Annotated in this window: 20 protein-coding genes, 2 tRNA genes and 1 riboswitch; of the genes, 7 read left to right on the top strand and 15 right to left on the bottom strand. The window is 60.6% G+C overall.

The annotated features are described in order from the left end of the window. Nucleotides 1–65: 65 nt before the first annotated feature. Together DDIC_RS13345 and cysK are read left to right on the top strand one after the other, a co-directional pair. Entirely contained in the window at nt 66–503 is a 438-nt protein-coding gene (locus tag DDIC_RS13345) for an RrF2 family transcriptional regulator (RefSeq protein WP_136400889.1), read from the top strand. 214 nt (nt 504–717) lie between these two features. Continuing rightward, the gene (cysK, locus tag DDIC_RS13340) at nt 718–1,674 is read left to right on the top strand and encodes a cysteine synthase A (protein ID WP_136400888.1); all 957 of its coding nucleotides are present in this window, start codon (nt 718–720) and stop codon (nt 1,672–1,674) included. A 90-nt stretch (nt 1,675–1,764) separates the two neighbouring features. Here cysK and DDIC_RS13335 read toward each other — a convergent pair whose 3' ends face one another. Together DDIC_RS13335 and DDIC_RS13330 are read right to left on the bottom strand one after the other, a co-directional pair. Further along, entirely contained in the window at nt 1,765–3,438 is a 1,674-nt protein-coding gene (locus DDIC_RS13335; RefSeq protein WP_136400887.1) for an acetolactate synthase large subunit, read from the bottom strand. Between the two features lie 89 nt (nt 3,439–3,527). After that, nucleotides 3,528–4,106 carry a D-sedoheptulose-7-phosphate isomerase gene (locus DDIC_RS13330; RefSeq protein WP_136400886.1) on the bottom strand — a complete coding sequence of 193 codons (579 nt, stop codon included), beginning with the start codon at nt 4,104–4,106 and terminating at the stop codon, nt 3,528–3,530. A 158-nt stretch (nt 4,107–4,264) separates the two neighbouring features. Between DDIC_RS13330 and DDIC_RS13325 the strand changes: the two genes are divergently transcribed. Continuing rightward, nucleotides 4,265–5,614 (top strand): deoxyguanosinetriphosphate triphosphohydrolase, encoded by a 1,350-nt coding sequence (locus DDIC_RS13325; RefSeq protein WP_136400885.1) that lies wholly within the window; start codon nt 4,265–4,267, stop codon nt 5,612–5,614. 142 nt (nt 5,615–5,756) lie between these two features. On the opposite strand, the gene DDIC_RS13320 is transcribed toward DDIC_RS13325, so the two are convergent. Together DDIC_RS13320 and DDIC_RS13315 are read right to left on the bottom strand one after the other, a co-directional pair. Continuing rightward, nucleotides 5,757–6,353: an adenylyl-sulfate kinase gene (locus DDIC_RS13320; RefSeq protein WP_136400884.1), complete on the bottom strand. Its 597-nt coding sequence runs from the start codon at nt 6,351–6,353 to the stop codon at nt 5,757–5,759. Nucleotides 6,354–6,509: 156 nt separating this feature from the next. Continuing rightward, nucleotides 6,510–7,490 (bottom strand): MBL fold metallo-hydrolase, encoded by a 981-nt coding sequence (locus DDIC_RS13315; protein WP_136401153.1) that lies wholly within the window; start codon nt 7,488–7,490, stop codon nt 6,510–6,512. A 226-nt stretch (nt 7,491–7,716) separates the two neighbouring features. On the opposite strand from DDIC_RS13315, the gene DDIC_RS13310 reads away from it, so the two are divergent. After that, nucleotides 7,717–8,064 (top strand): ArsR/SmtB family transcription factor, encoded by a 348-nt coding sequence (locus DDIC_RS13310; protein WP_136400883.1) that lies wholly within the window; start codon nt 7,717–7,719, stop codon nt 8,062–8,064. 183 nt (nt 8,065–8,247) lie between these two features. Here the strand turns inward: DDIC_RS13310 and DDIC_RS13305 are convergent. Continuing rightward, nucleotides 8,248–8,324, bottom strand: a tRNA-Asp gene (locus DDIC_RS13305). An 11-nt stretch (nt 8,325–8,335) separates the two neighbouring features. Beyond that, nucleotides 8,336–8,411: transfer RNA gene (locus DDIC_RS13300), tRNA-Val, on the bottom strand. 306 nt (nt 8,412–8,717) lie between these two features. Between DDIC_RS13300 and DDIC_RS13295 the strand changes: the two genes are divergently transcribed. Continuing rightward, nucleotides 8,718–9,752 (top strand): polysaccharide deacetylase family protein, encoded by a 1,035-nt coding sequence (locus DDIC_RS13295; RefSeq protein ID WP_136400882.1) that lies wholly within the window; start codon nt 8,718–8,720, stop codon nt 9,750–9,752. A 174-nt stretch (nt 9,753–9,926) separates the two neighbouring features. On the opposite strand, the gene nspC is transcribed toward DDIC_RS13295, so the two are convergent. The 4 genes from nspC to DDIC_RS13275 form a co-directional block, all read right to left on the bottom strand. Then, nucleotides 9,927–11,147: a carboxynorspermidine decarboxylase gene (nspC, locus tag DDIC_RS13290; RefSeq protein ID WP_136400881.1), complete on the bottom strand. Its 1,221-nt coding sequence runs from the start codon at nt 11,145–11,147 to the stop codon at nt 9,927–9,929. Nucleotides 11,148–11,200: 53 nt separating this feature from the next. Next, the gene (locus DDIC_RS13285; protein ID WP_168732569.1) at nt 11,201–12,445 is read right to left on the bottom strand and encodes a GGDEF domain-containing response regulator; all 1,245 of its coding nucleotides are present in this window, start codon (nt 12,443–12,445) and stop codon (nt 11,201–11,203) included. Between the two features lie 256 nt (nt 12,446–12,701). Continuing rightward, on the bottom strand, nt 12,702–13,493 hold the full coding sequence (locus DDIC_RS13280; RefSeq protein WP_247647493.1) for a hypothetical protein: 792 nt from the start codon (nt 13,491–13,493) through the stop codon (nt 12,702–12,704). Nucleotides 13,494–13,522: 29 nt separating this feature from the next. After that, the gene (locus tag DDIC_RS13275; protein WP_247647492.1) at nt 13,523–14,629 is read right to left on the bottom strand and encodes a linear amide C-N hydrolase; all 1,107 of its coding nucleotides are present in this window, start codon (nt 14,627–14,629) and stop codon (nt 13,523–13,525) included. 377 nt (nt 14,630–15,006) lie between these two features. Between DDIC_RS13275 and DDIC_RS13270 the strand changes: the two genes are divergently transcribed. Continuing rightward, a complete protein-coding gene (locus DDIC_RS13270; protein WP_136400878.1) occupies nt 15,007–15,843 on the top strand; it encodes a DMT family transporter in 837 nt (278 codons plus the stop codon). A 238-nt stretch (nt 15,844–16,081) separates the two neighbouring features. Here the strand turns inward: DDIC_RS13270 and DDIC_RS13265 are convergent, their stop codons facing one another. Next, complete coding sequence (locus DDIC_RS13265) at nt 16,082–17,794, bottom strand: 30S ribosomal protein S1 (protein ID WP_136400877.1); 1,713 nt, start codon at nt 17,792–17,794, stop codon at nt 16,082–16,084. A gap of 215 nt (nt 17,795–18,009) precedes the next feature. Next, nucleotides 18,010–18,226: riboswitch (cobalamin riboswitch) on the top strand. Nucleotides 18,227–18,257: 31 nt separating this feature from the next. Between DDIC_RS13265 and DDIC_RS13260 the strand changes: the two genes are divergently transcribed. Beyond that, nucleotides 18,258–19,214 carry a sirohydrochlorin cobaltochelatase gene (locus DDIC_RS13260; RefSeq protein ID WP_247647491.1) on the top strand — a complete coding sequence of 319 codons (957 nt, stop codon included), beginning with the start codon at nt 18,258–18,260 and terminating at the stop codon, nt 19,212–19,214. Nucleotides 19,215–19,337: 123 nt separating this feature from the next. Here the strand turns inward: DDIC_RS13260 and DDIC_RS13255 are convergent, their stop codons facing one another. The 4 genes from DDIC_RS13255 to DDIC_RS13240 all read right to left on the bottom strand — a co-directional run bounded on the left by DDIC_RS13255 (nt 19,338) and on the right by DDIC_RS13240 (nt 22,979). Then, a complete protein-coding gene (locus DDIC_RS13255; RefSeq protein ID WP_136400876.1) occupies nt 19,338–19,913 on the bottom strand; it encodes a hypothetical protein in 576 nt (191 codons plus the stop codon). Between the two features lie 239 nt (nt 19,914–20,152). Further along, nucleotides 20,153–20,566 (bottom strand): hypothetical protein, encoded by a 414-nt coding sequence (locus DDIC_RS13250; RefSeq protein WP_136400875.1) that lies wholly within the window; start codon nt 20,564–20,566, stop codon nt 20,153–20,155. Nucleotides 20,567–20,568: 2 nt separating this feature from the next. Beyond that, the gene (locus DDIC_RS13245; RefSeq protein ID WP_136400874.1) at nt 20,569–21,849 is read right to left on the bottom strand and encodes a phenylacetate--CoA ligase family protein; all 1,281 of its coding nucleotides are present in this window, start codon (nt 21,847–21,849) and stop codon (nt 20,569–20,571) included. Between the two features lie 101 nt (nt 21,850–21,950). Then, entirely contained in the window at nt 21,951–22,979 is a 1,029-nt protein-coding gene (locus tag DDIC_RS13240) for an asparaginase (RefSeq protein ID WP_168732568.1), read from the bottom strand. Nucleotides 22,980–23,060: the final 81 nt, after the last annotated feature.

Raw genomic sequence — 23,060 nt, 5'->3', positions numbered from 1 at the left:
GCAGTTTTTTTGCGGCGGCACGCCCTGTGCCGCCGCTGCTTTTTGCCTGTCGCAAGGATTTGCCCATGAGCGTTTCACTCAAGTGTCAGTATGGCCTGCGCGCCCTGTTTGAACTGGCCCGCCGGGCGGGCAACGGCCCGACGCGTATTCAGGAAATAGCCGAGGCTCAGGCCATACCGCCGCGCTTTCTCGAGAATATCCTCAACCAGCTGCGGCGCGGCGGTTTTGTGGAAAGCAGGCGGGGCAAGGCCGGGGGGTTCGTGCTGGCGCGCCCGGCCGGGCAGGTGACCGCCCTGGACATCATCCGGTTTCTTGACGGCCCGGTGCATCCGTTTGACTGCGAGGGCGAAAACCCTGTCCGCAAGTGCACGCTGGGGCCGGACTGCGTATTTATGCCGCTGTGGCAACGTGCGCGGCAGGCTCTGGAAGGCGTGTACGGCAGCACCACGCTGCAGGATCTGCTGGACGCCCAGGCGGCAAATATTCCAGATTTTACCATTTGATGCGGCCTGCAGGCGCTGGCCGACAGCCCAGGATGCCAAACCATAAATTTTTTTGCGCCAACGTCTTGTCTTTTGGGCGGGTCGTTATTATCACTTTGTTGGTCGAGTTAGTAATATTATTGCCAGGCCAAGAGGAAAACCTCTGCCAGACACGGCAGAACCATATAATCTGGAATTGCACAAAGCATCGCCAAGGCGGGCAAGGAGTACGCAGATGTCCAGAATTTATCAGAATAATCCACAGTCCATTGGCAACACTCCCCTGGTGCGCCTCAACCGCGTGGTCGGTCCCAAGGCTACGGTGCTTGCCAAGATTGAGGGGCGCAATCCTTCATATTCCGTAAAGTGCCGCATCGGCGCGGCCATGATAGACGATGCTGAACGTCGCGGCCTGCTGCGCCCCGGCGTGGGCATTGTGGAGCCCACCAGCGGCAACACCGGCATTGCCCTGGCCTATGTGGCGGCCGCCAAGGGCTATGAGCTCACCCTCACCATGCCCGAAACCATGAGCCTGGAACGCCGCCGGGTGGTGGCCATGCTGGGAGCAAAGCTTGTGCTCACCCCGGGCGCCGAGGGTATGCCCGGCGCTATTAAGAAGGCCGAGGAGCTGGCCGCATCCAATCCCGGTGCGTATTTCATGCCCCAGCAATTCAAAAACCCGGCCAACCCCGCCATACATGAGGCCACAACCGGCCCGGAAATCTGGAACGACACAGACGGCCAGGTCGACGCCATCGTGGCGGGCGTGGGCACTGGCGGCACCATTACGGGTATTTCGCGTTATCTCAAACGCACACGGGGCAAGAATATCGTTTCGGTGGCGGTGGAGCCGGCATCAAGCCCGGTGATCAGCCAGCACCTTGCGGGCAAGCCCCTGCAGCCGGGGCCGCACAAGATTCAGGGCATCGGCGCGGGGTTTATCCCCGAGACTCTTGAGGTGGGGCTGCTGGATCGCGTGGAAGCCGTTGGCAACGACGAGGCTATCGAGTTTGCCCGTCGCCTTGCCCGCGAGGAGGGCATCCTTGCCGGTATTTCATCCGGCGCGGCGGCGGCTGCTGCTGCGCGGCTTTCCGTGCTGCCGGAGTTTGAGGGCAAGACCATTGTGGTTATTCTGCCCGATGCGGGCGAGCGCTATTTGTCTTCCGCCCTGTACGAGGGCATTGGCGAATAGCCAGACTGCAATGGCGGAAACGGGCAGGCGCTTGCTCCCTAAGGAGAAGGCCTGCCCGAAACGCGCGGATCGGGGTGGGGGAGGTGCTGCTTACAGCTCGTCCAGCGCGCAAAGCGCAGGCGTCAACTCCCCAAGGCTGTTAATCAGGGCCATGTTCTCGCTGTAGTCCACCGGGCAGGCCACCAGCGACACGCCCGGTTCGTTCAGGGCCTGCCGCAGGGTCGGCAAAAGCTCCGCCGCACTTTTTACGCTGTAGCCTTTGGCCCCAAAACTTTCGGCGTAGGCCACAAAGTCGGGGTTGCCAAAATCGACGCAGTCGTGCGAGCCTGAATCCATGTCCATTTTCCACTTGATAAGGCCGTAGCTGTCGTCCACCCAGATCAGGATTTTGAGCGGGATATTTTCGCGCACGGCGGTTTCCATTTCTTGCGAATTCATAAGGAAGCTGCCGTCGCCCATGACGGCCAGCACCTTGCGGTCGGGGTGGGCCAGATGCGCGCCGATGGCCCCAGGCAGCGAAAAAGCCATGGTGGAAAGGCCGTTGGAAACAATGCAGGTCAGTGGCGCGTAGGTGGGGTACAGGCGGGCCATCCACATCTTGATGGCCCCTGTGTCGGCCAGCACGATATCTTCATCGCCCATGGCCTCGCGTATGTCGTTGACGATGCGCTGCGGCTTGAGGGGAAACGCGTCGCTCTGCCGTCCCTTGGCCAGCTCGGCCTCCACCAGCTCGCGTATTCTGGCCCCGCGCCCGGCGGAGAGCAGCGGCTCGGCCCCCAGCGCCTTGGCCAGCGCCGCAAGGGCAAGACCCACATCGGCCATGATGCTCACTTCGGGGTTATAGTGGGCGTCCACATCAGGCATAAAGGTGTTGATGTGGATGATGCGCTTGTCGGAGCGCGGGTTAATGCGCATGGGCGTGAATTCCTGCAGCTCGTAGCCGATGGAGAGGATCACGTCTGCCTGGTCAAAGGCGCAGTTTTCGTAATCGTGCCGCATAAAACCGATAACCCCAAGCGACTGGGGGCTGCGGTCGCTGACGACGCCCTTGCCCATAAATGTTGTGGCCACGGGGATGTTGTAGCGCTCGGCAAAGGCGGCCAGCACTGCGGCATTGCCAGTGCGGGCGACGCCGTGCCCGGCCATGATCACGGGCTTGCGGGCGCTGCGCAAAACGGCTGCGGCCTCAGCCACAGCGGCGGGCGAGGGAATGGCCTTGGCGCAGACCATGGCTTTGAGGGGAGCGGCTTGGGGCATGGGGGCCGCTTCCACATCTTCAGGTATGGCAAGGTAGGTCGCGCCGGGGCGCTCCTCCTGCGCGACCTGAAAGGCGTTGCGCACCATCTCGGGCACGGCCTGAGGCGTCAGCACCGTGTCGGCCCACTTGGTAACGGGCTTGAACATACCCACGAGGTCGATGATCTGGTGCGATTCCTTGTAAATGCGCTTTAGCCCCACCTGGGCCGAAATGGCCACCAGCGGGCTGGAGTTGGTCTGGGCGTCGGCCGCACCCAGCAGCAGGTTGATGGCCCCTGGCCCAAGCGTGGCGGTGCACACGCCCGCCTTGCCCGTCAGGCGGCCATAAATATCGGCCATAAAGGCCGCGCCCTGCTCGTGTCGGGCCAAAATAAAGCGTATGTCGCCCGAGGCCTCCACGGCCCGTACAAACTTGATGTTTTCCTCGCCGGGAATGCCAAAGACGTATTTAACGCCCTCGGCCCTGAGGCACGAAACAAGGAACTGGGCGACGTTTTGCTGATCCATGGCTAACCTCGTTACGGGCTTTGAGCCAGGGCGTCGGCCCCGGCGTGGTGATTGGCGGAAGGGGCTGCAAATGCCGTGGGCGGGCTGCTTCAGGCCTTGCCTTGCGCCACTGCGCGTTCAAGCACGTCCGCCCAGTGGTGCAGAATGAAAATATGGGCTTCCTGGATGCGGGCCGTGACGTCGTGCGGTACTGTAACGGCCATGTCGGCCAGGGCTTCAAGCTTGCCGCCGTCGCGCCCCAGCAGGGCGATGGAGGCTATGCCCTGGGCGCGGGCCTCGTTGACGGCCGCAATGATGTTGCCCGAATTGCCGGAGGTGGAAATGCCCACAAATACGTCTCCGGGGCGGGCAAGAGCCTCGACCTGACGTGAAAATACATCGCTGAAGCCGTAGTCGTTGCCGATGGCCGTAAGGTTGGACGTGTCCGTGGTCAGGGCTACGCAGGCCAGCGCCTTGCGGTTGCACTGAAAGCGCCCCACAAGCTCGGCGGCAAAATGCTGGGCGTCGGCCGCCGAGCCGCCGTTGCCGGCAATAAGCACCTTGCCGCCTGCCCCGAGGGCGGCGTTGATCCGCGCGGCTGCGGCTTCCACCGCTGGGCGCAGGCTCTGCAATATGCTGAAAAGCTCAAGATGGGCGGAGAGGGACGCGTCAAAAAGCGAGTTCGTCATGGCCTGGCCTTGCTGCTCGGTTTGTTTTCCCCTGTCTGGGGAAAAGGTCTGTAAAAAACGTCCATAAAGACTAGCAAGGCAAGCTGTAAAAGAAAAGCGTCCGCCGTCCGCGCTTGCGGGCGTGCCGCGCATGCCGTACATGCAGAAGAGGAGGCGTTATGAGCACATTCATGGAGCAGTGGGCATTGCTGCTGGCCCCCAACCGTAAAACCAGCGGCGAGATCAGGCCTGACCCGCTGGTGGACGGGCGCAATCCTTTTTTGGCGGATTACGACCGGATAATTTTTTCCAGTTCTTTTCGCCGGTTGGCGCGAAAAACGCAGGTTCACCCGCTGGTGCGCAACGACCATATCCACAACCGCCTTACCCATTCGCTTGAGGTAAGCTGCGTGGGCCGGTCGCTGGGGCTTGGCGTGGGCGCGGCCCTGCGGCGGCGCGGCGACCTGCCGGCAGACTATACGCCCGATCACCTCGGACAGGTTATCCAGGCCTCCTGCCTGGCACATGATATTGGCAACCCGCCCTTTGGTCATGCTGGCGAGGAGGCCATACGCGACTGGTTCAAGGATTCCGGAAACAAGGAACAGTATTTCAAAGACCTGGAGCCAGCGGAATGGGCCGATTTTACGGCATTTGACGGCAACGCCCAGGGGTTTCGCGTTATCAACGCTCTTGAAAACAACAAGGATCGCGGCGGGTTCCGGCTGACCTTCCCTGTCATCGCCGCACTGGTAAAGTATCCGCGCTCCGCGTACGCGGCGCAGGGAGAGAGCCGGGGCAAGGTCAAATTCAATTTTTATACGGCGGAGAGGGCGCTTTTTGCCGAGATATTTACAGCCATGGGCCTTGCCAGCGGCGCAGAATACCGCAGGCATCCGCTCTCATACCTGCTGGAGGCGGCGGACGACATCTGCTACCGCATCATCGACATGGAAGACGCCCGCGAGCTGCGCATCATCTCCTATGCCGACTTCAAGGAGGCCATGGCTCCCCTGCTGGATGCCGAGTGCCTCGACGATCCGCGCCTTGATTCCATGGATTCTGACCGCAGGCGCACCAGCATGCTGCGCACCACGGCCATGGGACGCATGATTCCGTCCCTTACCCAGACATTTATGGATAATTACGAGGCCATCATGGAGGGCCGCCTTGAGGGCAGCCTGCTGAACCACGCCCGCGAGGACGTGGCCGGGTTTATGCGCGAGGCGGGCAGGGTCTTTAACAGCAAAATCATGAACAATCCGCAGAAGACTGCGCTGGAGATCGGCACCTATACGCTCTACCGGCGCCTGCTGGACGTGTTTATACCCGCCTGCTTCAACTACACCAAGGGCAACGGCATGAGCTATCAGGAAACCCGCGCCCTGACCCTCATGGGGGCCAGCGCTCCGGGCAGGGAAGACGGACTGTATATGGCCTATCTGCGGGTGCTGGATTTTGTTTCGGGCATGACGGACGATTACGCCACGTTTATTTCGCAGCAGTTTTCTGGAACTTCGGGACGGTAGGGCGTTCAGGCCCGGCGGCTCGCTGGCCTGGGCGCGGGCCGACCCCCGCAATGTAGGATGCCGCGCAGCGTGCGCCCTCGGGCATGTGCTGCGCGGCATCTTTCGCCGAACCTGGCTTATGCAGGTTGTCAGGTGCGCCCCGTTAAAGGGCTATGGCGGCATTGGAAAATATTCCCCTTGCGGTCTGGGGCAGCATGCGGCTCGCCTCTTCATGCCAGTCCCGTTCGGTCATGAGGGAGTGAAGCGCGAGGTCGCGCAGCTGTTCGTAACATTCCACCAGTGAATACACGTCGGTTTCAATGATGGCGTGCGGGCAGCGGGGTTCGTCAAAGGCGTCAAAAACAGAATCAAGCGCCTGCAGGTCGCCGCGTTCGGCCTTGGCATACAGCCCCTTGGTATCGCGCTGCACCAGGGTTTGCAGCGAGCAGCGCACCCATACCTCGCGGTAGTTGGGCAGCAGCGCCCTGTTGGCCTGCCTCATGCCCTCGTAGGGGGTGGCGGCTGCCACCACGCATGTTTTTCCACCGGCCTGCAGGCCCAGGGCGTAGTCGCGCAAGGTATCTGTATTGCGCACGCGCTGCTGGGGGGTTTCCGTGCTCAGGCATCTGCTGCGGCAAAAGTTGTCGGCGTCAATGAATTCGGCGTCAATGCCCTGTCCATCGAGGTACAGGCGCAGCAGTGAGCCAAGTGTGGTTTTTCCACTGCCGGAAAGCCCCATTAACCAGATGATCGGTGTCATGCTATCCTCGCTTGCATTCTGTGCGCTTGTGAGCGCTGCTAACCTGCAAGTGTGGATGCAATTTTGCGGCCATTGTTAATTTTTTTAACAATTTTGTATTGTTAAAGATAGCCGATAATTGAACTGTGCGGCAATTTTGACAGTGCTCCAGCCGCGTTACTGATCCACGGCATCGTTGACGTAGGGGATGGGAAACCACTGGTAGCCCTGAGCAACCTTGCCCACGTGACCGATGCCGGGAAAGGAGATGTGCGCCCCGGCCACAAGGTGTCCCTTTTCGGCAGCCTGAGCAAAAAGCTGCTGCCGCTGGCTGATGGCCGCCTGCGGGTCAAGGTCGTACTCGATGGCGGTGTCGGGCAGGGGAAACTGTGCCTCCGCCACATGTACGGTGTCGCCCCAGAACAGCAGCTTTTCCCCCTGGCTCTCAAGCAGATAGCAGGTGTGCCCGGGGGTGTGGCCCGGAGCAGCAACGGCGGTTATGCCGGGCAGTACCGTCTGCCCCGCCTCAAACGTGGAGACCTTGCCCGCGCTGAGGTAGGGGGCCAGCGATTCCCGCCCTTTCACAAACATGGGCCTGAAATATTCTGGTGAATTGTCCATGTTTGTCTGGCTCAGCCAAAAGTCGGCCTCGACGCGGTTTACATGTACAGTGGCGGCGGGGAAAACCCCTTTGCCCTCCACAGTGAGCCCGCCCGAGTGATCGCCGTGGATGTGCGTGAGCAGAATATCCGTAATGTCGGCAGGTCCAAACCCGCCGTTTTGCAGGCTGCGCACGATTTTGTTGACCGAGGGGCCGAGCAGTTTTCCCGATCCCGCGTCTACGAGGATGCGGCGGTCGCTGGCAAGAATCAGAAAAGCATTGACCGAGGTAGATCGGGGCGAGGTTACGTAGGCATTTTTAAGGGCATCCGCGACCTTGTCCTGATGCTCGCTGAGCAACCTGGCGCTGCCGCGCAACGTACCGTCGGACACTGCCGCCACCTGTACGTTGCCCAGCTGCAGCCAATAGTATCCTGCCTGCCTGCCAGGGCGGCCGGCGGTCGGCGTGGCGGCATGGGCAGGCTGCGGCTGCAGCGCAGTGCCCGGCAGAACTATGGATGCGACAGCGGCTTGCTGAAGAAATTGACGCCTGTTCATATGGCCTCCGTTTTGTTGCGGGAAGGTTGCGGTCTGCAGGCGGTTTGTCCGCTTGTAGGCCGGGTGTGCCCAGTATATGCTATGTGCCGGGCAGAAGCGGGAGCTTGGGCTGGTCCTTAAGTTCGTTAGTTCCGTTTTTATGAACTATTGGAACGCCTGTCAATACATGGTGCAATCTGCACGACGTACACAGCGCCGCCCTTCTGTCGCATGTAAGGAAAAAACGATGAAAACCCTGCACCATCCGGCCGTGGAAGATGTTACGGTCGAAGGCATACTGCACGCGTTGTCTGACCCTGTGCGCGTGCAGATACTCAAAGAAATCATACGCTCAAATTCGCCAAAAATGTGCTCTGACTTTTTGAACATGCCAGACAGGGCCATCCCCAAGTCTACTCTCTCGCAGCACTTCAGGATATTGCGCGAGGCTGGCCTGATCCGCAGCGAAAGGAGCGGGGTTGCGTTAAAAAATACCCCCCGCTGTCAGGAATTGCAGCCCAGGTTTGGGCGGATGATCGCTGAAATTCTGGCCGCCTACGCCGAGGAGTATGGCAAAAAAAGTGCAGACGCATAGAGCCGGCAAACGAAGCCGCACTGTTGAATGCTGCATACGGCAGCTCTATAGTCTGGCAGGGGCTGGCAGGATACGGTCTTGAAAACCAACAGGGCCGCCCGCAGTTGCGGGCGGCCCTGAAATTGTGCGCGGGCTATAAAATGAAGAAACGGGAGGTCAGTGATCTGACCTCCCGGTGACTTCTGGCGGAGCGGAAGGGACTCGAACCCTCGGCCTCCGGCGTGACAGGCCGGCGTTATAACCGACTTAACTACCGCTCCGTTTTTGGGGATGGTGGGCAGTACAGGACTTGAACCTGTGGCCCCCGCCGTGTGAAGGCGGTGCTCTACCAGCTGAGCTAACTGCCCTCCCGGCGAATTCGAGTTCTACGCAAACACCCCCCCGGAGTCAAGTGAAATTTTTGAAGTAAAAAATTTTTTACATAACTCGTCTCTTTAACCATCCGATTTTAAAAGAAAAGCGTAAGGGTGTCCAAAAAATGGCGCAATGGTGTTGTTGCGGAGCCTCTTTGGGAGTGCTAGACCTCCTGTAGCACATTGCAGATCGCTGAATTCCGCTGTTTTCGCGCTTGCGGCGCGATAGGGCAGCCGGGGATGCGCCGCCGGGGGAGGCGGTTTTCTGTTCTGGGCAATTCGATGCTGAGGCACTAGAAAATGAGAGTTTTTTTCAGGCGGATATGGCTTGCGGCTTTTTGCCTTGCGGTCGGCGTTGCGGCCCTGCCAGCACAGGCGCGCGTGGTGGAAGGCAACGTCATCATGGATCAACCCATGCGCGAAAATCTGTGCGCCCTCACCTTTGACGACGGCCCTTCGATAAACACGCCGCACCTGCTGGACATGCTTGAAGAATACGGCATACCCGCCACGTTCTTCATGCTGGGCAACCAGGCCGAGCGCCATCCTGACATTGTACGACGCGTCCTTGCCGAGGGACACGAGGTGGGCAACCACTCCTACTCGCATCCCAACCTGCGCGTCGTCAGCCCTGCCCGCAAAGAAGACGAGCTGCGCCGCACCGATACCATTTTGCGCAATCTGGGGGCTACCCCTACCTTTATACGTCCGCCCTACGGCTCGTACGACGCCAGTACTGAAAAAATCGCCGAGGGTCTGGGCCTGACCGTGATACTGTGGTCAATGGACAGCCGCGACTGGCAGCGCCTGCCGGATAACTACGCCACACTGCGCAACAATCGCGGCACGGTCTATGCGCCGGGAACCCTGCGCGGCATCTTTCTGTTTCACGATTCGCACAAGCGCACGGTCGACGACCTGCCGCGCATCATCCGCGACCTGCGGGCTGGCGGTTGCCAGCGTTTTGTGACGGTAAGCGACTACCTTGCTGGGCTTATGGATCCCGAACCGGGACTGCTCATGACCCGCATCAAGCGCGGCGGGCCCGGAGCAGAGGAGCCTTCCATGGTTGCCAGGCATCAGGTTGAGGGCGTGCACCAGTCGGAAGAGCTGCCCCCGCACAGTTTTCCCGCCGGATCCAGCGAGATCCCCCTGGCCCGCAGCAGCACCCCCTGGCAGCTGAACGAAGCCCCCGCTGCGGACATGGGCGGGCAGGCAGCTCTGCCCGGCGCTACGGCCCAGCCTGAGCAGGAGCGCGCCAGGCCCGTGAGCAACGGAGCCGCCCAGTCCCGCGACGGTTCCGCGCTTCCCGCGCCGCAGACACCGGCCTCGTAAGTATTAAAACGTTTGCTTTGACATTGCCACGTTAAAGGAGTGTAATTTCCTTAAGGCGGCAATGGCCGCTTGAGACAGATTTTCCACTGTCCTCCCCCCACAGGGAAGTACAAATGAAAGGCCCGGAGCACATTGCTTCGGGCCTTTCTGCGTGTATCCGCCGCGGGCGGTGGTCTACGAAAGCCGCGACCTGAAATTCTCGTAGCCAAATTCGCGTATCATGCGGAAGCGGCTTGCGCCCGCAGCGTCTGCCTCGCAAATGCCGATGGAGGGTAGCCGCAAGCCGTTGAAGGTGGTCGTTTTGACCATGCTGTAAATGGCCATGTCTTCAAAAACCAGCCTCTGACCCGGCACAAGCGGCGCGTCAAACGAGTATTCGCCCGCCACGTCGCCCGCCAGGCACGACTTGCCCGCCAGGCGGCAGGTCCAGGGCCTTTCGCCCGCCTCGCCCGCCAGCTCGGCCACGCCGTCCGATTCATAACGCACGCGGGGGCGGTAGGGCATTTCGATCACATCGGGCATGTGGCAGGGCACGCCGATGTCAAGGATGGCCACAGGCACGTCGGCCTGCACCACATCAAGCACCGTGGCCACAAGCCAGCCCGCGTCAAGGGCAACGGCTTCGCCGGGCTCAAGGTATATTTGCGCTCCGTAGCGGTCGCGCCAGCCGGTCAGGCAGCGGCAGAGCAGGTCCAGGTCGTAACCCGGCTTGGTAATGTGGTGCCCGCCGCCCATGTTTATCCAGCGGCATTGGGGCAGCCATTGGCCAAAATGACGTTCAACGGCGGTCAGCGTGCGCTCCAGCGCATCGGCCCCCTGTTCGCACAGGGTATGGAAATGCAGCCCAGAGATGCCCTCCAGCGCGTCGGATTCAAAGTGCCGGGGGCGTATGCCCAGGCGTGAGCCGGGCGAGCAGGGATTGTAGATGGCCGTTGCGCCTTCGGAGTGCTCGGGATTGATGCGCAGACCGCACTGTATCTGGCGGTCTGGGCAGCGGCTCTTGTTCTGCATGGCCACGGCCGGGGCAAACTCGCGCCACTGGGCAAAGGAGTTGAACACGATGTGGTCCGCCAGGGTGAGCAGCTCGGCCATCTCGCGCCGGTTCCAGGCTGCGGCGAAAGCGTGCACCTCGCCGCCAAAGTCTTCACGCGCCAGACGCGCCTCGTCCACAGAACTTGCGCAGGCTCCCCACAGGGGGCCGTGCCCCTTGACGCGCGAAAGCAGCGGAAACGTAGCCCAGGCGGCGTAGCCCTTGAGCGCAAGCAGAATTTTTGCCCCCGTGCGTTCCTGCACCGTGTTGAGCACTGCGGCGTTGGCCAGCAACTGGGCTTCATCCAGCACAAAGCAGGGAGACGGAATGCGGGCCGGGTCGAACAGAAGATTCTGGCAGTGCATGGGTGATCCTTTACGCAGAAAATATTTTTGACTGTTGTCCGTAATGCACTTGGCTACGGCTGCCAGACAAAGCGGTCGCGTCCTTCGCGTTTGGCCGTGTACAGCTGGGCGTCCGCCGCGCTGATGAGCGTTTCAAGGTCGTTGGCCTTGAGCTCGGCCATGCCGATAGAGACGGAAATAACAATGCTGAGCGCGCCGATCTGTACGGGTTTTGAGCTCACCGTGGTGCGAAAGCTCTCAAGTTTGTGGGCAAAATCATTTTTATCCATGCCGGGGGCGACCACGCAAAACTCTTCGCCGCCGTAGCGGCCGCAGATGTAGGGCGCGGGAAACTCCTCGCGCAGCATGGCCCCAAGCTGGCGCAGGGCAATGTCGCCCGCCAGGTGCCCATAGCGGTCATTGACCTGCTTGAAGTAGTCCACGTCGATCATGGCCGCGCACAGGGGTGTGCGTTTTTTTCTGGCCTCGGCTACGGCCTCTTGCGCCACGGTAAAAAAATGGCGGCGCACAAGCAGGTTGGTGAGGGCGTCGCGCTCGGCCAGGGCGCGGTTGTTGCGGATAAGGTCCTGAATGTCGAGGTTCATGGAGATGCGGCAGAGCAGCTCTTCAAACGAGGAGGTCTTGAACACGTAGTCGTTGGCGCCGGAGCGGAGAAAGCGCGCACCCGCGTCCGTACCCACGGAAATAACGATGATGGACAGCTCGTCCATGGTGTGGGTTTTGCGGATGGCGGCGGTCAGCTCAATGCCGTCCATGCCGGGCATGTAGTGGTCGGCCAGCACAATGCGTATGCCCGGATGCTTCCTGAGCAGCCGCAGGGCCTGGATGCCGTTGTTTGCTGTATAGGCCATGATGCGCTGCCGCCTCAGGAGCTCGGAAACCTGCATGCACCAGAGGTTTGAGTCGTCCACGATCAACGCCTCAACGCCGCTGTTGGCGCGCAGGCGGCGCACCACTCGCATAAGGTACATCATGTCGTCGGGGGTGCGTTTGACAATATAGTCGGTAACTCCCTGCAACATAAGACGCTTGTAGATATCCTCGTCAAAATGGGCGCTGACTACGACCACGGGGATATTACGGGCAAGTATCTCGGACACGATTTCGCCATTGGGGGCGTCAGGCAGATTGAGGTCGCACAGGGCGAGAAAATACGGTGAGGCGTCTGTATCCAGCAGGGCAAGCGCGGTCTTGCGGTTTTCGGCGCAGTCGTGTGCAAGCCCCAGTTGTTCCTTGAGATTGTGCGCCATAAAACGCGCGGTTGTTCGGCTGTCTTCAACGATAAGAACTTTTTGCATGACTGCTTCCGCATGGCGCGTGGGGTTGGGGCAGAAAGAACGGTCAGCCGCATTTGTAGTGTGGCTGACCCGCGTGCCTGATGGCTTTTTGAAGATATTCTTTTTTGTCCTGACAGTCAAAACTGGCGCAACATTTTGGCTATTGCAGTTACGTAGTGGTGCGCCGCAAGGAGTAAAATAAAGGAGCGGAGCTGTCTGGCAAATGCCCATGGCAGCTCCGCTCTGTAGTATGGGGGTATTATGATTGGCAATCAGTTTAGAATGTAAGCGCCAGACCGACAATGGGGCCGTGCAGTGTGGCGTTTGCCTTGAAGTTGTCCCTGCCGCTGCCGCTTTCATAGTTCAGCCCCACGGCGCGGTAGCCTGCAAGCACGGTGGCGTTTTTCCAAAAATTGTAGCCGATGAGCGCCATGGCGTCCCATGTATAGGTGGAGCTTGCGCCAAAGCCGCCCACGCCGCCGCGCAGTTCGGCGTACCACTTGTCGTTGAAGCGGATGTTGGTGCGCGCGCCAACAATCGGGTCGACCCAGCTTTTTTGCATATGCACCGAATCGCCCATCTGCATGTATTCCGCGCTCAGTTTCATATCCAGGGTCCAGATGCGCGCGCCGGCCAGCAGATCAAAACTGGCTGAGCTGCCCTGCTGGCCAAGGGCAAAGGTTCCCAGTCGGTAAAAAGCTGCCAGATCGCTCATGGTAAACGTCATCTGACCGTCAAGGGCCACTCCCCTGCGCGAGGTCTGGTCGCCGAGCTTGACGTAGTTGAATTCGGCAAGCAGGCCCACGGTATCGCGGTAGATCATTTCCATGTGGGCCATGGCGGCAAAGTTCAGATATTTTTCAAGCTGGGCAAAGTGGTTGGAGACATTGGTTTCGTACCCTCTGGCGCCAAATTTGCCGGTAAACCCCGTGATCCAGCCGTAGGGAACCACAACAAGCTTGAGGTCGTCGTCGGCGGCGCTTTCGCCTGCCGTCGCCGGTACGCCTCCGGGCGCGGCGCAGGCCAGACACAGCAAAACAAGTATCGCACGGCACAGTTTGCGGGTCATGCTCATCTCCTTGCGTCAAAATGTCTGGGCTACTGCGCGGGCCGTGCTGTGCCGGTCACGTCAGCGTACGAGGGCTGCATCCCCACAGGTATTGATGCCGGCCCCTTGGCATCGGCCAGGGCTCGGGCTACGTCCACCATAAACCAGTTTTTGTTGTCATAGGTGCGAAAGTAATAGCGCAGGCGCTGGGTATCGCCCACCACAGACCATATGGTCACATCATAATTGTCGCCGTGGGGTGTGGCTTCGCGCACAGCGCCCTTGGGGATGTCGACGCTGTCGATCAGGGTCATGGCAAGGGCTGTGCCCGCATCCGGCCCGGTTACCGGCAGCGATGCCTGCGTAAGCGCCACCATGCGCACAAATCTGTGGGGCGGGCTAAAGTCCCCCGGCAGGCCCAGCATGCCTGAACCCTGGCCTGTCTGGTGGATGGAAAAGCCCGCAAGATCGAGCTTGGGAACGCCCGTGGCGGAGAGGTTCACATAATTGGCGAGGTTGATAAGCATCCAGTCGAAAGGCGGAGAATTGGTCATGACGCCCAGAGGGTTGTCATACACCTTGAGCTGACCATCGGTATATTCAACCACAAGGCAGCCGCCTTTGGCGTCGTGCACGACATAATGCAGGGGCAGCGATCCTGCGCCGGGCAGGGGCAGCGGCGCATCGCACACGCGAACCCCCTTGAGGCCCTCGCGCACTTCGTCCACGCTGGCAAAGCTGGCCAGCATCCAGTTGGCCACGTCAAAGTTGGCGATGGTTTTTGCCGCAAGCGTCTGCTCAAAAGGCTGGTAGCCCGCAAAACCGGGAAACAGCAGCATGCCGACCACAAGGCCTTTTTCGTTCATGCCGTCGCTGACGATGGGCGGCGCGTAGTCGCGCATGCCTACAAAGCCGTACTTTACCGTCCAGGCCAGACCGCCGTCCTTGCCGTCCGGCAGGGTTCCGCGCATGGCTGTGCCTCTGGGAAAAACAGCCACTACTGCCTGTGGAGAAGTGGGAAATTCCATGGTGCGGGCGTAAAAAATGCCGCCGTCTGTTGTTTTTACGCGCAGACTTGTGCAGGCCTGCGATAGTGAAGCTCCGTTTGACACCAGCGCGATGAAAAGAAGCAGCGAAAAAACGACTCTTGGCAGCATGGCAACCAGCCTTTGTTACGGGTTTAGCACGTCATTGATAACTTTCTGTCTCCCTGCTTTTTGCGCAGCCCTGTTGCAGGAGCTGCGGCGTGGCTTGCGTCGACGGTTCAGTGAACCGTTGTGGAATCATGCAAGTCTATATATGTGGTTGCTAAAAAAATACGGCAATGACTATCGCAATGCAAGGCCAGGATGACTTTCGACACATATGTTTTGCAGCGCAGTGCAGTAAATGGGCATCGTTGAACATTGTGTTTTGACTCTTATGCAGTGCATGTAATCAATATAGTTATTCTGATGGTTTTTTCTGGCTTGGCGTAAGCGGGACAACCTGTGGTAAAACTTGGCAATGAGCGTAAATAGGCGTAGCAAAAAGCATGTCACCATTTGTATTGCTGGCAATACTGTTTGCCGCTTTTTTGCACGCGCTTTGGAACATCATTGTCAAAAGCGGCGGCAACAAGCTTTTTGAAACAGGTTTGAACGCTTTTGGCGGCTTTTGTGGCGCGCTGTGCTTTTTGCCTTTTTTGCCGCCTCTGCCGCAGGCCGCCTGGCCCTACCTGGTAATATCGTGCACCTGCCATCTGGGCTATTACCTCTGCATCTCCGCCGCATACGAGCGGGTGGACATGTCCTTTGCCTACACGGTCATGCGCGGCAGCGCGCCCTTGCTGACGTCGCTGGCCCTGCTGGCCGCAGGCGTGGGCATGAGCCTTGGCGCGTGGTGCGGCGTGTTGACCCTCTGCGCGGGCATTCTGTTCCTCGCCTCCGACAATATGCGCCGAGGCTACGGCTGGAGCGAAGTTTTTATCTCCCTGCGCACCTCGTGCGTCATCATGGGCTATACGCTGGCAGACGGTCTGGGCGCCCGTGAAAGCGGCAACGCCGCTACCTACACCACCTGGATTTTTTTGATTAATGCGCTGCCAGTGCATGTCTACATTTTGTGGCGGTACGGCCTGAGCTATGTAAAGTATGCCCGCAAGCGGCTGGTCGTTGGCACGCTGGGCGGATTTGCCAGCATGGGATCGTACGGCATTGCCCTGTGGGCCATGACGCTTGCCCCCATTGCCGTGGTGGCGGCCCTGCGCGAAACTTCGGTAATTTTTGGCATGCTGCTGGCCGTTTGGCTGCTGCGCGAGCGCTTTACCCTGCAGCGCGGGTTTTCCGTGCTTATGGTCGTGGCAGGGGCCGTGCTGCTCAAACTGGCCTGAGAGCACGCCGCACGCCGCTGCACGCTGCCCCTGCCGCCGCATGGCCTGGCGTCGCTTTTTTCGTATATCCGTATTGCCGCGTCCTGGCTGCAGCCAGCGCGGTCTGTCCGCGCCCGCCGTTTGCAGGCTGCGCGTCTCGCCGTCGGCGCAGGCGAACGCGGCGGCGTCTGTCGATCCGGCAACGAAAAAGGGCGCTCCCTTGCGGGAGCGCCCTTTTGTATCCTGAAGCAAAAACAGACTAGTTGTTTTCGCTTTCTTCAAACTTCTGCTTGAGCAGATCGCCCAGGCTCTGACCGGCTTCTTGCGGGCCGGAATGGAATTCCTTGGGCTTGCGGCGTTCTTCCTCGTCCTTGATCTGCTTGATGGACAGGCCCAGACGGCGCTCTTCAGCGCTGACGTGGATGACCTTGGCCTGGATTTCCTGGCCTTCCTTGTAGATCTCGGCGGGGGTCTTCACTTTCTTGCTGGAAAGTTCGGACACGTGCACCAGGCCTTCAATGCCTTCTTCCACTTCAACAAAGAGGCCGAAGTCGGTGATGTTGGTCACGGTGCCCTTGATGGTGCAACCCACGGGGTAGGTGTTGGGCACGTGGCCCCACGGATCGTCCACCAGCTGCTTGACGCCGAGGGTGAACTTTTCGTTTTCCTGATCCACGGTCAGCACCTTGGCCTGCACGGTGTCGCCCACCTTGTACAGTTCGTTGGGGTGACGCACCTTCTTGGTCCAGGAAATGTCGGAAACATGGATAAGACCGTCGATGCCGTCCTCGATGCCGATGAACATGCCGAATTCGGTGATGTTCTTGATGACGCCTTCAAGGATGGTGCCTTCGGGGTACTTTTCAGCAACCAGTTCCCAGGGGTTGGGACGAACCTGCTTCATGCCGAGGCTGATGCGCTTTTTGTCGCCGTCCACGCCCAGGATGACCACGTCGACTTCGTCGCCGGTGTGAACCATCTGGGAAGGATGACGCAGCTTGCGGGTCCAGGACATTTCAGAAATGTGCACCAGACCTTCAACGCCGGGTTCCAGTTCCACAAACGCGCCGTAGTCGACAAGGTTGGTGACCTTGCCGCTGCACTTGGCGCCCTCGGGGAAGCGGGCGGAAATATCCTGCCACGGATCAGGCACAAGCTGCTTGAGGCCCAGGGAGACCTTGTTGTTGTCGCGGTCGAAGGAGAGCACCTTCAGGGTCAGTTCCTGACCGATGGTGATCATTTCCTTGGGGTGGCGAATGCGCTTCCAGCTCATGTCGGTGATGTGCAGCAGGCCGTCGAGGCCGCCAAGGTCAACAAACACGCCGTACTCGGTGATGTTTTTGGCCTTACCGGTAACAATCTGGTTTTCTTCAAGGGTGCGCAGCAGATCCTGACGCTTGGAATCGCGCTCCTCTTCAAGCAGCACGCGGCGAGAAACGATGACGTTGCTGCGGCGGCGGTTGATCTTGAGCACGCGGAATTCGAATTCCTGGTTGACCAGGGCATCCATATCCGGCACGGGGCGCAAATCCACATGCGAACCGGGCAAAAATGCTTCCACACCGCCGATGTCCACGGTGTAGCCACCCTTGATGCGGCGGACAATGTGGCCCTTGATGACCCGGTTGTTTTCCTGCACGTCTTCGAGCTGGTCGAACACCTGCATGCGCTTGGCTTTCTCGAAAGAAAGGGTGATGGTGCCGTCGTTTTCGTTCTTGCGAACGACGTAAACGTCAACACGATCGCCAACTTTGACGCAAATGTTGCCGGCGGGGTCGCGGAATTCGGCCGCGGGAATCTGCCCTTCGGACTTGAAATTCACGTCTACAAGCACATTGTCGTCATCCACGCGGACGATTTCGCCCTTCGTGATAGAGCCTTCCTCAAGATCGCCGAAATCGGGATTGAGGTAGTTTTCAAGGGCGCTTTCGAAATTAATTTCGGTGTCGTGCCCGGTTTCAAAACCTGCCATATGTCCAGCCTCCAAACATAATTTCCCCATAACAGGGAGGTGACTTATTATCAGGATTTAAGCAAAAGAACAAGAAAAAAGAAGCGCCAAATCGGCGATTGTCGCCGAAAAAACGGAATTTGGACAGGTCCCCGAAGCGGCACTGGGCGGGGGCCGCCGAAGGGGTCGGCTGCCAGCCCCTGCCAGACGGGGGCCGCAGGGTTTGGAGCGCTTGACTTTTGCGGGCGCATGCAGTGTTTTTAAAAAGTCGGCGGGGAATTCCGTGCAAATCGGAAACAGTCGCGCTGCGGTAAGAGGGAACGAAGCTTCACTGTTCCGCCACGGGCGGAGCGTACAGGCCAGTCGCGCAAGCGGCGAAGGCGAAGTCTAGGCGCGGGGCGCAGGCCCCCATGGCCCTCGAGTCCGAATATCCACCGGCATTTCATACACTTCAACCTGCCAACGCGCCATTGAGGAGGTTGCCATGCTGCGTAACGCGCCGCATTCCATTTTGCATTTTTTCACCCGCACCCTGTTGCCCCTGTTGCTGTTGTGCGCCGTAATGGGCGCGCCTGTTGCCGTCGTCGCCGGCGAGCCTGCGGCCAAAGCCCCCGCCGCCGTGCCTCAGGGCAAGGCTGGCGTGCTGCTGGTAGCCTTTGGCACCAGCGTGCCCGAAGCCCTCGTTTCCATGAAGGCCGTGGACGAAGAATTTAAGGCGGCTTTTCCCGGCCAGCCGGTGGTGTGGGCCTATACCTCGCAGATCATCCGCAAAAAGATCGCCGCGCAGGGGCATCCTGTGGGCGGCATCAGCGACGGCCTGGCGCAGCTTGCCAGCGACGGCGTAAAGGTCGTGCGCGTGCAGTCGCTGCATGTCATGGCGGGCGAAGAGTTCAGCGAGCTTGAGCGGGCCGTGCTCATCGACCTGCAGAAAAACCCCGGACGTTTTGACGCGGTGTTTCTCGGCAGACCCATGCTGGAATCCCAAAAAGACGCGCAGGAACTTATCCGGGCCATCACTGACGACGTAAAGCCCCTGCGCGGCAAGGATGCGGCCCTGGTGCTCATGGGTCACGGACAGAGCCATGGCCGGGCCGATCTGACCTTTGAAGGCACGCGCGCCGTGTTTCACGATGCGGACAAGCGCGTGTTTATGGCTACGGTCGAGGGCGCGCGCAGCGTGGACGACCTGCTGGCCGAGCTTAAAAACGCCAAGGTCAAAAAGGTCGTGATTGAACCGCTTATGCTGGTGGCGGGCGACCACGCCCACAACGACATGGCCGGATCCGAAGACGACTCGTGGGTCTCCAGACTCAAGGCTGCAGGGTACAAGGTTGAGACCAACCTCAAGGGCCTGGGCCAGATCGCGGGAGCCCGCGCCATTCTGGTGCGCCACGCGAGTGAAAGCGCCGACGACCTGACAAAGGAACCCAAAAAGCAGTAGCGGCAACCGCCAGCTGCACGTTTTTTGTAAACGGGCCGCATGAGCCGGGACAGCGCGTCCGGCTTGCGCGGCCTTTTTTGCGGCCCCGGTTTTGTTGCGGGGAGGGGAATTACCGGGGCTGCGTCAGCCCTGGCGCACCAGCAGCCACGCCAGCATGCCCCCCTGTGCCGCAAGCGCCCCCAGCAGCGCGCAGCAGCGCCATGAGAGCGTCAGGGCCTTGGGCGCGATGCCTCCGGCCAGAGCCAGCATGCCCTGTATGGCCCGTTTGAGGGGCCACAACAGCGCCAGACCAGCCCATACCGAAGCCCCCAGGGTGAAGGGACGCAACTTTTCAATGTCCCACAGCCCGGCCAGCGAGGCGTACAGGTTCACCGTGCCCGCATTGTAGGCGTTGCCGATGGTTTCCAGCCGGTCCAGGGCCGGGCCGTCGGTGCAGCTTGCGCCGAGCGCAAAAAAGATTGCCACAAGGGCGAGAAAAAGCAGCAAAAAAAGCCCAAATGTACGCATTAGCCAGCGGGAATGCGCCACGCCCGCAAAGTCGCCAATGCGGCGTGCAAAGAGATGCAGGGGGATAGCCAGAAGCGGCACGGGTACGATCAGCAGCCCCAGGCCCGGTTTCACAAGCGCAAACGATCCCCCGGCCAGCATTACGTAGCCGACCAGAAAGAAAAGAGATGCAGGTGTGACGGCAAGGGGCATGCAGGCTCCTGTGTCGGCGTTTATCAGGCGTGCACAACGGAAGAACGCCTGCGTTTGAGGATATGCCAAAAGAAGACAAAGGTCTATGCGCTCAGGAGGATCGCGAGCGTCCTATACCCGAAAGGGCCGATTGTCAGTGGCTGGACGTGCGCGACCGGAGGATCCGCCAGCGGACAGGGCGGACAGGTTTTTATGACGTGCGGTTTTGGGGAGAGGGGCCGCTGGGGGGCAGACCTTCCCTAAGGGTCGGGCAGGACAATGACGTTGGGCATGCTGGCCATGGCAGACCTGCAGGCCGGATTGTCCGGGTCAAAGCAGCACAGTATGGCGCACAACGAGCCGTTGGCTCCCTGACTGACCACGCAGGCCTCAAGCTGCCGGTCAGGGCAGCCGCCCGCAGAGGGCATGTCCGGCAGCGCGGCCCGGCATTCGCTCTCGGCCCTGAGGCACGCCTGCTTCTGGCCCGGAGCGTGGATGACGCACCATGCGGCGCTGTCCACCTTGGCCAGCTCGTTGGCCTGCGCCAGGGCAGGCGTCAGGCATGCCGCAGCAAGGCAAAGGGCAACAATGCCGGCAAGGCGGGCTGCGGCGACTCGCAGCCTGCTGACGTGGGCCCTCAGGCCCTTGCCGGTGCGGTTGGCATGGCGTTTCATGGTCAGCGCTTGTCGACGACGCGTTTGGACTTGCTGAATGTGCGCGGCAGGCTGGCGTACTCGGCCACGCTGACAGAAACCCGGGCCATGATGGCCTTGTGCAGCCGGTGTTCCAGCTCGCGGGCCAGGGCTTCGTCGTTGCCTGCGGCGTGGTTCTGACCGCGTTCTACGGTGAGGGTCAGATGGTCGAGGGCGCGCTCGTCGCGGGTCAGCTCCACCTGATATTCGCCGCCAAGCTCCGCAAACTGGCCGATGACTTCCATGATCTGGCCGGGGTAAATGTTGACGCCGCGGTAAATGATCATGTCGTCCGAGCGGCCAAGGATGCGGTCATGCCGGGGCATGTCGAGCCCGCACGAGCACTTGCCCGGCAGCAGACGCGAAAGGTCGTGGGTGCGGTAGCGCAGCAGGGGCACAGCCTCCTTGCACAGGCTGGTGACCACCATTTCGCCCACTTCGCCCTCGGCAACGGGCTGCATGGTGGCCGGGTCGAGCACTTCGATGATGAAGAGGTCGGCCCAGTAGTGCAGGCCCTCGTGGGCGTCGCAGTCTATGGCTGTGCCGGGGCCGTACATTTCGGTCATGCCGCCGATGTCGTAACAGCCTTCAAGCCCCAGTTTGCTCTCGATGGCCAGACGCATTTTTTCGCTGCGGGTTTCAGAACCGCAGACCATGCGCCTGAGCTTGATCTTGTTGCGCAGGCCCGCGCGTTCCACTTCTTCGGCCAGCAGCAGGGCCATGGAGGCCGTGGCCGTAAAGCCGGTGGAACCCAGATCTTCCAAAAGCTGCAGGTGCATCTCAAGGTTGCCGGGGCCCACTGGCACGGTCAGCATGCCGAGCCTTTCGCTGCCAGCCTGAAACCCCGCACCGGCGGTCCACAGACCGTAACCCACGGCCAGCTGCATGCGGTCTTCGGGGGTAAAACCCGCCAGCTCGAAGCAGCGGGCAATCTGCAGGCTGAACGTATCAATGTCGCGCTGGGTGTAGGCAAGAATTTTGCGCTTGCCGGTGGTGCCGCTGGAGGCGTGGATGCGCGCCACGTCACGCGGGGGCACGCACAAAAGGGGCAGGGGATACCCTTCGCGCAGGTCTTCCACATCGCAGGTGGGCAGGCGGCGCAGGTCGTCCAGGCTTGTGATGTCGTCGGGCTTTACGCCGCAGGCCTCCAGCTTTGCCCGGTACTGGGGCGAATTCCAGGCCTGGCGCACGGTGTAGCGCAGGCCTTCAAGCTGCTTGCGGTGGATTTCCTCATCGGTGAGCTGGGGAATAAAGCGGTACGACATGAAGCTCTCCTGATTCCATGGCGATCATGGACGTGAAAAAGAAAAATAAAAACCACACTGCGGTTTTTTTGCGCCGCAGGCAAGCCCAAAGGGCGGCCAGCCTACAGCTTGCCCCCAAGGGCAAAAACTTCGCGCACCGCAAGCATGCGCTGCGCGGACTCGGAGTCTTTTTGCTGCTCCAGGGCCAGCATGAGCAGCACGCGGGCCTTGGCGGGCGAAAGCATGCCGCCGGGCACAAAGCCCTCATATTCGTCAAGGGGCGTCACCGGGCCGGAGCCGGTGCGGCTGCAGCGTATGACGGGTATGCCCCCGGCAATGGCCTGCCGCAGCTCGTGACGCACGGCATCGGGCATGGAGCCGTTGCCCATGCCTGCCAGCACAATGCCCGCGCTGCGCTGCATGGAGTAGCACACAAGATCAACGGGCATGCCCGCGCAACCGTAAACAACATCCACGCGCGGCAGATCGCTGACGCCCGCCAGCCCGGCAAACGTACCGGCGAGGGCGGGGGTTTCCTCCCCGCCGTAATAGAACTGCGGCTCGCCGTTGATAACGCGGCCAAGGCAGCCCGATTCCAGCGCGCGAAAGGCCTCCACATCAAGGGTGGCAACCTTAACCGCCGTGCGGGCCGACAGCACGCGGCTGTTCATGACCAGCAGCGCGCCGCGTCCCTGCGCCTGGGGGCAGGCCGCCACGGCCACGGCATCGCGGATATTGATGGGGCCGTCGGCGCTCAGCGAGGTGGACGGGCGCATGGAGCCGGTGAGCACAACGGGCTTTTGGCTGGCAAGGGTAAGGTGCAGGTAGAAGGCTGATTCTTCAAGCGTATCTGTGCCGTGGGTCAGCACTACGCCGCAGATTTCGGGGTCTTGCAGCACCTGCGCGCACTGCCTGCCCAGCAGGGCCCAATGCTCGGGGGTGATGTTTTCACTGGGCAGGTTGCCGCACTGCACGCTGGCGATGCGGGCCACGCCCTCGATGCCGGGCAGGGTCTCAAGCATGCGGTCGACGGTGAGTACGCCAGCCTGATAGCTGATCTGTTCGAGCGGCGTGGGGGCCACGCCCGCAATAGTGCCGCCAGTGGCGATAAGCGCCACCTTGGGCAACGTATGGGAAGGGGATGTCGTCATGGCTGTTCCTGAAAAAAGTGCGCAGCAGGCTGCGATGTGCGCAACGTAGCGCAAGGCGGCAAAAAAATGAAGAGTCGCAGT

It is taken from the genome of Desulfovibrio desulfuricans (assembly GCF_004801255.1).
GTDB lineage: Bacteria > Desulfobacterota > Desulfovibrionia > Desulfovibrionales > Desulfovibrionaceae > Desulfovibrio > Desulfovibrio desulfuricans_C.
The sequence above is the reverse complement of the archived record's forward strand: the minus strand, read 5'-3'. Positions and strand labels throughout refer to the sequence as shown.